Annotated in this window: 11 protein-coding genes; 1 reads left to right on the top strand and 10 read right to left on the bottom strand. The window is 42.4% G+C overall.

Going from position 1 to position 12,576, the window contains the following annotated elements; all coding sequences use genetic code 11:
* Positions 1 to 8: 8 nt before the first annotated feature.
* From B9A22_RS00830 to B9A22_RS00785, 10 genes are all read right to left on the bottom strand, one after another.
* Positions 9 to 746: a thiamine pyrophosphate-dependent enzyme gene (locus tag B9A22_RS00830; RefSeq protein ID WP_084573695.1), complete on the bottom strand. Its 738-nt coding sequence runs from the start codon at positions 744 to 746 to the stop codon at positions 9 to 11.
* Positions 747 to 759: 13 nt separating this feature from the next.
* Entirely contained in the window at positions 760 to 1,830 is a 1,071-nt protein-coding gene (gene vorB, locus B9A22_RS00825; protein ID WP_084573694.1) for a 3-methyl-2-oxobutanoate dehydrogenase subunit VorB, read from the bottom strand.
* Positions 1,823 to 2,044 carry a 4Fe-4S dicluster domain-containing protein gene (locus tag B9A22_RS00820; protein WP_084573693.1) on the bottom strand — a complete coding sequence of 74 codons (222 nt, stop codon included), beginning with the start codon at positions 2,042 to 2,044 and terminating at the stop codon, positions 1,823 to 1,825. Before B9A22_RS00820 ends, vorB begins: the two co-directional genes overlap by 8 nt.
* 116 nt (positions 2,045 to 2,160) lie before the next feature.
* Positions 2,161 to 2,826, bottom strand: a complete 666-nt coding sequence (locus B9A22_RS00815; protein WP_217805835.1) for a nucleotide-binding protein — start codon at positions 2,824 to 2,826, stop codon at positions 2,161 to 2,163.
* 90 nt (positions 2,827 to 2,916) lie between these two features.
* Positions 2,917 to 3,825, bottom strand: coding sequence for a hydroxymethylglutaryl-CoA lyase (locus B9A22_RS00810; RefSeq protein WP_084573691.1), 909 nt, complete (start codon positions 3,823 to 3,825; stop codon positions 2,917 to 2,919).
* A gap of 81 nt (positions 3,826 to 3,906) precedes the next feature.
* Positions 3,907 to 5,097, bottom strand: coding sequence for a CaiB/BaiF CoA transferase family protein (locus tag B9A22_RS00805; RefSeq protein WP_084573915.1), 1,191 nt, complete (start codon positions 5,095 to 5,097; stop codon positions 3,907 to 3,909).
* A gap of 243 nt (positions 5,098 to 5,340) precedes the next feature.
* Positions 5,341 to 6,588, bottom strand: coding sequence for an SLC13 family permease (locus tag B9A22_RS00800; protein ID WP_084573690.1), 1,248 nt, complete (start codon positions 6,586 to 6,588; stop codon positions 5,341 to 5,343).
* 312 nt (positions 6,589 to 6,900) lie between these two features.
* On the bottom strand, positions 6,901 to 7,575 hold the full coding sequence (locus tag B9A22_RS00795) for a hypothetical protein (protein WP_084573689.1): 675 nt from the start codon (positions 7,573 to 7,575) through the stop codon (positions 6,901 to 6,903).
* Positions 7,576 to 7,604: 29 nt separating this feature from the next.
* Entirely contained in the window at positions 7,605 to 8,951 is a 1,347-nt protein-coding gene (locus B9A22_RS00790) for an MFS transporter (protein ID WP_084573688.1), read from the bottom strand.
* Positions 8,952 to 9,182: 231 nt separating this feature from the next.
* Complete coding sequence (locus B9A22_RS00785; RefSeq protein WP_084573687.1) at positions 9,183 to 11,093, bottom strand: sigma 54-interacting transcriptional regulator; 1,911 nt, start codon at positions 11,091 to 11,093, stop codon at positions 9,183 to 9,185.
* An 845-nt stretch (positions 11,094 to 11,938) separates the two neighbouring features.
* Between B9A22_RS00785 and B9A22_RS25165 the strand changes: the two genes are divergently transcribed.
* Positions 11,939 to 12,484, top strand: coding sequence for a hypothetical protein (locus B9A22_RS25165; RefSeq protein ID WP_176215333.1), 546 nt, complete (start codon positions 11,939 to 11,941; stop codon positions 12,482 to 12,484).
* Positions 12,485 to 12,576: the final 92 nt, after the last annotated feature.

Below are 12,576 nucleotides of genomic sequence, written 5' to 3'. Positions count from 1 at the left end.
CTTCCTCCTTATTTATCTCTTATTACACCCAGCGGGTATTCTGGAAGCATTTTTTCTTCAATGAAGGTAAGAGAATCCAATGGTTCAAGTCCCCAGTTTGTTGGACAATTTGTTACGATTTCAACCATTGAGAAGCCTTTACCATTCAACTGGTTTTCAAATGCTTTTCTGATTGCCTTTTTCGTTTTCATTACATTTGCCGGAGTATTGCAGCTTGTACGCTCTAAATAGGCTGGAGCCGTAAGCTGGTTTAATATTTCACACATATGCATTGGATATCCATGTTCCTCAGCGATACGTCCTTTAGGGGCTGTACTTGCTTTCATACCCATTAATGTCGTAGGAGCCATCTGGCCTCCCGTCATACCATAAATACCATTGTTTACAAAGATAACAGAAATGTTTTCACCACGGTTTGCTGCTGAAATTGATTCACCAAGTCCGATAGAGGCAAAATCTCCATCTCCTTGATACGTATACACCAAGGAATCCGGATTTGCTCTTTTAATACCTGTGGCCACAGCACAGGCGCGTCCATGAGGCGCCGTAGTGTTATCATAGGTCATATATTCCATATGAAGTCCACAGCACCCGATTCCAAGTACGCATGCTGTTTTATCCATAATGCCCATCTCATCAAGAACTTCACCGATTAGTTTGATAATGGTACCGTGCATACAGCCGGGGCAAAAGCCGCTGACCATATCTTTACAGATTCCGGTTGTTCTAGCATAAACTTTTTCCATGTTTACTACCCTCCTATTTCTCGTTAAGCTTTCTTACAGCGGCTATCACTGCGTCACGACTCATGATTTGTCCGCCTGAACGCAAGCATGTTTCTATTGGACAACGATCTTTAACAGCTTGTTTGACGTCATAGATTAGCTGTGCAGGAATAGACATTTCAACGTCAAGTATTGCTTTAACTCTGCTGTAATCCAGTTTTTCGAAGGAATTATAAGGGAAAGGATGTACTGTTATCGGTCTGATTAAACCAACTTTACTTCCTTCTTTACGAAGAATATCAATGGCTGATTTTGCTACACGAGCTGAAATACCATAAGCAGCGATAACGATTTCTGCATCTTCTACCATATATTCTTCTACCTGTACGTCTTTATCCCATGTTGCATACATAGCTGCCGCTTCGATATTAGCATCTTCCTGACCTCTCCAGTGACCTGGTTCAATCCATCCACGTTTAACATCTTTTCCATGTCCGATACAAGCCCACTCTTTGTTGGCTTCTTTTAATGCAGCAACTTCTTCCTCTGTTTTCATTTCAGGTAACACAACTGGCTCCATCATTGTGCCGATAACACCGTCACAAAGAATTAAAACAGGGTTTCTGTCTCTTTGTGCATAATCAAATGCTTTATATGTCATATCAATTGCTTCCTGAACTGTAGCTGGAGCAAATACTAACATTTCAAATCCACCATTACCAGAAGCTTTAGTAGCCTGGAAATAATCCTGCTGAGCTGGATGAATGGAACCTACACCAGGACCTCCACGTGAAATATTAGCAAAAACCATTGGTATACGTGCTGATGCGCAGTATGAAATACCTTCACTTTTTAGTGAGATACCACAGCTTGATGATGATGTCATTGATCTTGTTCCTGTTGAACCAGCACCATAAACCATGTTTATAGAAGCAACTTCGCTTTCTCCTTGGACAAAAACTCCGCCAACTTCAGGCATTCTTCTTGCGAAGTATTCTGGAATTTCATTCTGAGGTGTAATAGGATATCCGGCGAAAAATCTACAGCCGGCTCTAACAGCTGCTTCAGCGATAGCTTCACAGCCTTTCATAAATACTCTAGACATTTTTCTGCTCCTCCTTATATACTTCAATCGCAGCATCCGGACACATTCTTGCACAGATAGCGCATCCGGTACAAGCATCCATCTTAACCGGCACCACATACTCATAGCCTTTTGCATTAACTTTGTCTCCTACAGCGAGCACACCCTTAGGGCAAAACTTAATACAATATTGACAGCTTTTACAGCTTTCTGATCTAATCTCTACTTTTGCCATTTTTAATCAAATCCTCCTTCTCAAAATAAATGCTGTTCATTTTATATCTAAACATTGTAAAGCAATGTTTAGAGCTAATTAAATCCATTCATTTTCTAAGTGGCATCACGGCTTGATTATTTAAGCCATTCATATGTCAAATATAAACGAATAGGAAGAACTGGAATATCGGTCTTATCCTTTACTTCATCATATAAATTATCACTGACGCAGATAAATTCAATATCCAGCAGCGGCCCGATCATCTCAGCCATTTTTCTATTGCCTTCTATTACTTCTTCCGCCGTTGTTGTAATTCCATTATTCGGATTACTTATCATGCGCACTTTATCTAACTTAATATGAGATATTTTCAATATGGACGACAATGTCCCATCAATATGATTCAAGTCATCTGACCAAGGGCGGTAAGCATTAAGAACATAATAAACGATTGTATTATCTTTGTTTATTTTAGGAGCAAATCCGCCTATAGCACGTGCACCTATATCATTGCCACCGATATCCATAACCACATAACAGCTGTCATCCTTCAAAAGAACGTTAACGCCACCTACAATTGTTGGTGCATCAAAAAACTGTTCCTGATGATGAAAAACAATTCCCAGGTTCTCAATATCTCTCTGCACATCTCTAGAACGGAACAATGGCTTTGTCATATCCATATCAAAAAAGTGTACTGGTTTTTCACCCAGATCAACAAGATATTTTGCAAAATTTATGGCAATTTCGCTTTTGCCGCTTCCGGCTTCACCAACAAAGATAAAATTTGTTTTATTCATTGTGAACTTTTTGTACGTACTGTTCATAAGCCTCCTCCATAGATAAACCCTAATACAAACCAACCAATGGCCACTCAAGATGCAACACTTTTACTCCATATGGGTTTTACAGGCTATCGCACTGGACATACGGCTGCTAATAGGTACGGGCAATAACTCCTGCACCTTATAAGCCGCCTTCATCAGCTTGTCAAAGTCAATGCCGGTGCTTATGCCCATGCCTTCCAGCATGTTTACAAGGTCTTCCGTAGCCACATTGCCGGCTGCGCCCGGCGCAAAGGGGCAACCGCCCAGGCCGCCGACGGCCGTTTCAAATCTGGTGGTACCTGCCTGCAGTGCCGCAAAGATACTGGCCATAGCCATGCCGTTGGTATCATGAAGATGCAGCACCAAATTCAATTCAGGAAATTTAGCTTTTACAATATCCAGCAGTTCTTTTACCTGCAGGGGATGAGCCGACCCCACGGTATCTGCCAGGCCAATATCATCAACGCCTACCGACAACCCATATTCAATAATCTTTATTACGTTTTCCGCCGGAACTCTCCCGCCCCAAGGACAATTGAACACGGTAGGAATCGACAATTGGATTTTGGTATCGCCTTTTATTTTACAAACCTCACCCAAACCTTCCAGCGACTGGTCAATGGTTTGTTTGGTATTGGCAAAATTATGCCGATCACTGGCTGAAATAATATAGCCTACCTGATCGGCGCCCGCTTCAATAGCATTGGTCACGCCTTTTAGGTTTGGCGTCAGCGCCATCCAGACCACATCTTTATGTTTAGCCTTGACAGCAGTGATGATTTCCTTGGCATCCGCCATTTGCGGCACTGCTTTCGGATGCACGAAGGCAGTTACCTCCATTTTTTTAAAGCCGCAAGCCGCCAGATGGTCAATAATTTCTAATTTTGTTTCTGTGGGAATCCATTCTTTGATATTCTGAAACCCGTCGCGTGGGCCAACTTCAGTTATTTCTACCTGTTTGGGCAGATGCATGCTCTTTCCCCCTCTACATTTTTCATATCAAAGCCAGGCCTGTAGCACTTCCTCAGGCCTGGCCAGTTTCATGCTACCTGCTTAAATAATTTTCTTTTCTTTATATTCTTGTACGGTTTTCTTGTCCAAACCGATTGTAGCGAAGACTTCTTCGTTGTCAGCACCAAGCATGGAAGCGCATTTAGTAGGAGTGGTCGGAGTTTCCGACATCTTTACCGGATTACCGGTGATGTAGAACTTGCCGGCTACCGGATGCTCAACATCTACAAACATCTCTCTCGCTTCCCGGATATGTTTATCTTCCACCACTTGCTTGACGTTAAGGATAGGCGCTACGGGAATTTCAACAGCCATTAAAATATCGACACATTGTTCGACGGTCTTATCACTGCTCCATTTGTCGATAATTTTCTTGAGAGCATCGGCGCCTGTAGTTTTGCGGTCATCAAGGTATTTAAAACGCGGATCTTCCTTCAATTCCGGCATGCCCATAGCATCGGCCATGGTATAGAAATGTGGATCGGTGCCGCAGGCGACGACATATTCGCCGTCTTTAGCACTAAAGGAATCATATGGGTACGCATTGAAGTACCGATTACCGCTGGGGCCTGGGATTTCTCCAGTAATTTGATATTGGAAAGTATTCGTAAGCAAACTGGAAACAATACTATCAACTAATGCAACATCGATATGCTGACCTTTACCGGTCATATTGCGGTACTGGAGCGCTGCCAATACGCCGATGGCGCCGTTCATCCCCCCCATGACATCAGCCAAAGGAATGCCAGACTTCAGCGGAATCTGTCCCTCCATGCCGGTCAGGCTCATGGCGCCGGCCATCGCCTGGCCGATCAGATCGTAACCAGGGCGCTGACTATAGGGGCCGGTTTGCCCAAAGCCTGAAATAGAACAATAGATAAGGCCAGGATTCATCGCTTTGGTTTGTTCATATGAGAATCCCAGTCTTTCCATAACCCCGGGACGGTTGTTTTCAATCAAAATATCTGCTTTAGCAATCAGCTTGGCAAATATATCTTTGCCTTCTTTGGTTTTTAAGTTAATAGTTACGCTTTTTTTGCCTCTGTTCATATTTTCATAGTAAATGCTGGTATCTTTAATCTGTGGGCGGGCCTTTCTAACAAAGTCGCCTGTCGGATTCTCGATTTTAATAACCTCAGCACCCATATCGGCAAGTACCAATCCGCAATAAGGCCCTGCTAAAAATTGTGTCATATCTAATACTTTGATTCCCGCTAAAGCTTGCTTTGCCATTGTCATTATTTCTCCCCTTTATAATTTCTACATAAAACACTTCAACAACAACTATCGCAATTTTCGTGCCAACTTTTTTTCTAACAGCTAAACCACTATTTCTTCTTTGTTTTTCATACTTTACTGATATTTGCATTAATGAATAAAATTCCATGACCGGAAATTTCATTCCGTTTACGGAATACTTGAACACATTAGCTTTTTTCTATTCATCCCGCGAGAGCTGATAAAAAGCACGTACTCCTATCGAATAAAAATATTAAACACCCCGATATAAGTCAAGAACATTGTCCATATCAACGCTAAAGCAGCCGTGATAATCAATTGAGTAAACAACTTCTCTTTATCCACACTTGCCGGCAAAGATGCCATCGCCATTGCCCCCAGTGCCGAAAGCGGACTATATGGTACTGCACCAATCGCCGCAGCTTGTATACCCTGCATTAATTGTATCGGACTCACAGTTCCATGTAATTCTTGTACTATGCCGCCTAACGTAGGAAAGAGAGTAGGCATTACCACTCCGGTAGCACTGGAAACATACGTCATAAGACCGGCAATCAAAGCCATGATCGGAGCCGCGGTGCTTTCCGTCATAATTGACGACAAGAATTTGGCCATCATTTTTATACCGCCGACTGCCGTCATTACCTCCACTAAAATTCCAGTCCCGCCAACCAGCAATAATACACCCCAGTTAACCGATTTCACCGCTTCTTTTTCATCCGCCACGCCTAACATCAACAATACCCCTGAACCAATAAATGCAGCGACGCCGATATCCACCTTAAAGAGCAGTATCAAAGAAAGCGCACCTGCGATAACACACAGTGTTTTTATTTGCTTGGCATTAAAATCACCAGGCTTTTGATACTCGACATCTTCACCTTTTTTGATTTTTAATCCGCCAAGGCCAAAGTACGCCATGAACGATAACGATAATATGGTTGTTATCGTGGCAAACCATATTGGCAAATAATGCTCTACCCCTGCTTTAGCAGTCAGGCCGGCTGTAACAATACCGATAACACTCACCGGTGAAGCACCGCCGGCCAGCGCGCCACCGAGTATCATAATACACAGCATCAACGGGTTAACGCCGCTTTTTTCACCTGCTATCAAGGCAATTGGCAGCATAAATATAATAACCGACGGGTCAGCCCCGATACCTGTCAGCAAATCGGTAGCCAACATAAACGCCCACGGAAGAAGTTTGGCATAATTTCTGATTGCATAGGCCAGTTTTTCCGCCAGCAGTCGGGTAGCTCCATTTACTGTGGCAAAAGAAAACATGAACATTGCCGACATCATTATGAAGAAAATCCCTAGCGGCCAGCCTTTCAGAATCATATCTTTGTCTTTTAACCCAAAAACAAAGTGTCCTAAAGAAAACGCAAAAAACATGGCAATTATTCCGATGTTAATTTTTTTCTTTACCCCAATTACAATTGCCAAGATGAGTGCAATAACCGATAGTAAAGCAAAGTTCATTTTTTATACTCCTTGTTAATATTTTTTCTAATCATTATTTTGACTTTTTCTAAAGTTTTTTCCGTTGTCACCCCCCCTTCATTATGTTTTATTTACATAACAACACTACTAGTTATACACGCAAGTTTCATGCCATTTATTCTTTATGAAAAAATAAGTCGACTATTGTTACCTTTCGGCATTTTATCAGTCCCTAATATAATTTAAAAAAGTCCACAACCGGAATTATCATTCCGATTGTGGACTTTAAATTAGCATTAAATTAAACTTTGCTTAAAAAGCCGCATCGCATCATTCCAGTATTAACCAATGTTAGTGCGGACTTTGATTTTTTTCCCTTTTACCATAAGCAAGAATAGCTCCTAATGCAATGGATAAATACGCTGCCGTTAAAATTCTGTATTCAGGAGGCAGTAAAAAGACGATCGTGTGCGCCGGTATCCAGAAAAGCGGTATAGTTTTCATAACAACGAAGGAAATCAAACCTTGCCAGTCAATTTTGGCAAGTACTGCAGACAACTTTACGTCGCTAAAAGGTATACCCTCGCCACAAATCAAGTCAATATAGGTATCAGTTATCCGGTGAGCAGTCATAAAAGTAGGTGCGAACACCAGATTCATGATGGCAGCAATCCAGAACGCCATCCAAACTTTATGCGCTTCCCCGGTACCAGCCCACAAAAGTCCCTTGGATACCGCACTTGCTACACCGCCTGAAAACATTTCAAACATCAAAACGATAAGCATACCAATGACGCCCCATACAATAGAGCGGTATATCACGCCAGGTGGATTTTCCCATCTTCCTCCGCTGATTCTGATAGCCAACAATTCGCCCATAGTGGCTAAAATAGCAAATTTGATAAAACCCATGAAATAAGGGTGAGTTTTGGTAACCTCTACAAATATTTGATGGCTAGCCGGTACCAGCAATATCGACGATACCGCACAAAGGGCAGTCAGCCATAATAAATCGCCTCGGTTCAATATAATTCCTCCTGCTTATCGGCTACCGCTTACACCAAAGGATCATCCACCGGTTCCTCTATTGTCGAAACAAGCAAGAAACAGATGAGACATCCGGCAGCCAAAGCGGTAAACACTATATCCCAATTATACTTATCCAAAAGCCAGCCTATGGCTATCGGGGTACAGAATCCGCCAAGCTGTCCGCCGGTATTGGTGATAGCAGTAGCTATTGAGAATTGCTCTTTTGTTACCAGTCCCATGGGGTAAACCACAAAAGCCGAGAAGCCTAAAGAAAGGAAAAAACCGGTAACAAATAGAAGTCCACCCAGTAACCATGGATCTGCAGGTGAAGTGATCAGCGAATACATCATGAAAGATGTTGTAAGAGCAGTAAACAGCATCAACGGTTTACGCCGCTTGCCGAAAACATTATCCGACAGCCAGCCCCCCACCATATTGCCAATCACAGTACCTGCAAAGGGCGCTGCAGCGGCAAAGGCCATTTTCATAATGGCAAGTTTTTTCACTGTAACCAAATAGGTCGGAATCCATGACATCATCGTAGTGGTAATAGCAATCATAAAGAAATAACCCAGTGAGCTGCCAATCATATTCCAAGAAGTGAATATCTTCTTAGGAGTATCGAGACGCTCAATCTTTTTTGCTCTGACTATTTTATCCAGCCAGGCAAGTTTATATGGTTTGGCTTCCTTTTTCTTTCCCTCAATAACTACTGCGTCCGTTTCGATATACTCAGCTTCGGCAGGTGAACAAAAACGGCTTTGGGACGGCTTATCCGCTACTATAAAATACCATGCAATACCTAGCAATACGCCGGGAATAGCGAAAAAGAAGAATATCTCGCGCCAACCCCACATTTGAATAATAAGCCCACACAGAGGCGGCACGACAAGGGGACCAAACTTGGACGCAGCAATAAAAATACCGGTGGCAAAACCTTTCTCTTTGGCTGGAAACCAATTATTAATCGTGGTAGGCATACCAACAGCCAGTGGTCCTTCGGAGAGACCAACACCTAAACGAAAGAGTTTCATCTGAAAAATTGAGCCAGCCATTCCTATCAGCCCTGTAAATAGAGATGTAAAAAACATGAAAATTGAAAATATCTTACTTACACCAAGCTTGCGAACCAAAAATCCGCCGGGAATCATCGACAAAACATACCCTGCAAAAAACAGACTCATCATCATTCCGGCTTCGGTGTTACTCATCGGAAACTCTTTCCGGATAAAGGGCATCGCAATGCCGATGTTAGCGCGGTCTGCGGTGGCGATAGTATAAATTACAAAAATAAGTGCCAACACAACCCAACGAAATTTCGTCACCTTTCCTGAAGCAACATTCGACTGAGTGTTTACTGTAGTTTGAGACATTTTTTCTCCTCCGTTCAATATTATTATTGTCCCCCGCAAATTAGTGTTCATCTGCAGATATTTAATATATATGCAAATTTCATGCCAATTCTATTTTTTCTAAAATTACTGATATCTACTGATGTTTTCTGCCATGACATCCCCAGCATATCGATAAAAAAAATCCGCAAACGGAAAATTTGTTCCGTTTGCGGATTTCTCATGAATTAAACATCAGCCACCCTTGTTTCACTAACGCTCTTTTAGCTTTTGAATTTTTCGCCATAAGGTGGTTTTGGGAATCCCTAATTGCGCCGCAGCCTCAGCTATGGTGGTACTTTTCTCCAGAACCCGGGAAATCATAACCTCTTCCTGTGCTGCAATTTGTGCACGCAGACTGCTGTCAGTTGCTGTTTTGTTACGGTCTTGAATAAGATCAGGCGCTATGATTTTTAACAGATCAACCCCACTATCGCCAGCCTTACAATCATCCAAAAAGAACGAGAGGCGCTGTGTAAAATTCAAAAGTTCCCGCACATTTCCCGGCCAGGAATATTTCATTAAATAAGGCATCATATCCGCAATAAGAGGTGCCGCTAATTCCCTCTTATCTGCTAGGAGAAATTCCCTGCATAATAACGGAATATCTTCCTTCCGCATATTTAACGGTGGTATCTCAAGATATAAAACATTTAACCGGTAAAATAGATCCTCCCTGATCAAACCGGTTTCCAGCAATTTTTGCGGAGTCTTATTCGAAGCGGCAACCACTCTGATATCCACCGGAATAATTCCTTCCGCCCCAATACGCAAAACTTCCCGTTCCTGCAGCACCCGCAAAAGGCGTCCCTGCATATCAATGGGCATGGCATCAATCTCGTCCAGAAAAATAGTGCCGCCATGAGCCATTTCAAACAGCCCGGCTTTTCCCTTACGCTTGGCACCCGTAAATGCCCCTTCCGCATATCCGAACAGTTCACTTTCTAAAAGCGACTGGGGTAAAGCACCACAGTTAACAGCCACGAATGGGCCGGACGCTCTCTGGCTGGCATGATGAATTCCTTGTGCGAAAAGTTCTTTTCCTGTACCGGAAGGACCATTAATAAATATCGTCAAATCAGAAGCGGCAAATTTTCTTGCCAAGTCTTTTTTTTGCTTGATTATAGGGGACTGGCCTAAGATATTTGCAAAAGTAAGCTTTGCCCGAAATTTTTGTTCTGTTATTGCTTTGCGCATTTGATGTTCTATCTGAACAATACGTGATGCTTCCTGGAAAGTGGCTACCGCCCCCACAATTCGTTGTCCGTCATTAATCGGGACTCTGTTGGTAACAATCCGCACATCGCCAACGTCTTGGAATTCATTGATATGCAGCTGCCCATCGCTAAGCACTTCATGCATGCAAGTGTTCGGAATAACCTCTACAACCTTACGCCCGATTACCTCTTCAACCTTGATACCAAGAATTTTTTCCGCCGCATGATTGAACAAGTCAATTTTCCCATTCTCATCAACAGCTATAATTCCTTCGTAGGCACAGTCGACAATAGCCTTAAGCCTGCTGGTTCGGCGTTTCTCTTCGTAATGAAGCTTGGCAAGTTCTTCAGCACGCAGCAATGCTTCCCGAATGGTATCACGGCTGGTATGTAAAAAAACACTAGGTACACCATATTTTTTTGCATAAGGAATAGATGCCCCGCCACCAACTACGCAATAATTTCCTTCTTCTGCAAGTTTAGCGATCTGCATTTCTAATTCCGGCAGACTTGTTATAACAATTTCTGTAATTGTCACTCCCAAAATTTCTTCTATCAGTCCCAGTCCTACCAATGGTGAAAAAGTAGTAATGACTATATTCAAGCTAAACTGTTTTGCCTGTTTACAGCATTCAATAATATCAAATGGCCCTGTGTTGACTGTAACAACCGGGAGATTGAGATTACGCGCTAAATGAAACGCCGTGCCCCCACGACTGACAAGCACATCACCTAACGAAGCACCAAGTTTGCTTTTTGCCTGGCTTGAATCCCCTTTCCAGCCTGCCCAGCCGTTTTCCCCCATAATCCCTTCGAACACTTCAATATTTATACCCATCTCATCGGCAACAGACTGGGCCAATAAAGATAAATCCCGGTATGGTGATACAAAAGTTATCTGACTCATCACACACCTCCGACAATTATGTCACTAACATAATATATTATTTTTCTTTAAATATCTACCCTATACTACGGCATTTTACTAATTGGTCAAATTGTAATAGGCCTGAACCTTACAGCTAAAAGGGTCAGGCCTGTTTTATCCGTTACAAATAAAATACGGTTCTCCATATCGGATATGACGGCGAAAAATGAACTTTTTTCCTTCGGTTGGCCAAGAACCTAGATATCAAACTTAATGTTGCTTCCGTTTGTCACATTAAACTCTCTAACATGCACGGAAAGCTCAAGCAATTGCTTTTTATCGGTGAAAATAATTGAATTTTTTTCTTTTCTTATAAAACCCTTCTTTATAAGCTTATTAATTACATTATACAAACCCTTTCTGCTCATGGGGAAAATGTTGCATAATTCGCTCGTATTTTTAAACTTGAAGATGTCATCTTCCGAGTTTTCGGTCCGAACTGCAGCATTGTCCTCATTGCAGTACTAAGTTGACCCGGAGCCATACTGCTGGAAGAAAAATATCTCTACGTTATCCGGGGTTATTCAAGTCTGGAGTGCTGCCTCTGGTTACCCAAACCTGAATTGTACGCATAAAGATGCAAAATATAAATCTGCTGAGGCAGAAACGTTATGCATGAAGCATACGTCCTATGGATTCGATGTTCTAGCACTAGTTGGGGAACTTAGATTCAAGCAGCACATGACATGTGCGGAAATAACATTAGAACTCCAGCGACGAGGGATTGCAACATCAGAACGCAACGCCAACGACTCTATGAAAGATACTTGGCGCTGCTTCGGTCTAGTATAACGGATTATACAAAAGAAGTATTACAGGAAGTCGTGAAAACCAACGGCGGAATCATGCTATCGATGGATGGAGTTCAACCTGAAAAAGGTAATGAAACTCTATATGTGGTGCGTGAGGTGTTTAGTGGAACCATTTTTGCAGCGGAAAACGTAAAAAGTAGTGCTACAGAGGAACTAAAGGCACTAAATTCGCCAATTGTGAAATTGGGTTTTCCTATCATCGGTATCATCAGTGATGGACAGCAGTCAATTCGTATGGCGATGGAGTCGCTATTACCAGATGTACCCTATCAATATTGCCAGTATCACTATTTAAAGGATATTGCAAAGCCAGTAGTCGATTTGGTGGAAACTCAAAACAGAAATCAAAAAAAGCTGCGTGGTATTCGAGACTTGGAACGAAAACTAGAGCAAAATAGACGATCCACAGAAAGAAATAGTGAGAGGTTATGTAGCTGCAGCGAGGTCATTGCTCTTAGAAGATGGGAATCCTCGCTGGATCTGTTCTTGGGGCATGGAGAGGACAGGGTCTGCACTCCTGCAGTGCATCCGGATTCCTTCCTTATCTCCTGCAGGTAGTCTTCGTTTTGAAGTTGTCTGCTTTCTTTGCATGTCTTCGTACCTTTCAAATTTAGAAACCTCCTATTGTTCAGCCCTTCCTGCAGTGTATG

It is taken from the genome of Sporomusa malonica, from assembly GCF_900176355.1.
Classification (GTDB): Bacteria; Bacillota; Negativicutes; order Sporomusales; family Sporomusaceae; genus Sporomusa; species Sporomusa malonica.
Note: the sequence above shows the minus strand (reverse complement) of the source record. Positions and strands in the feature narration are given on the sequence as shown.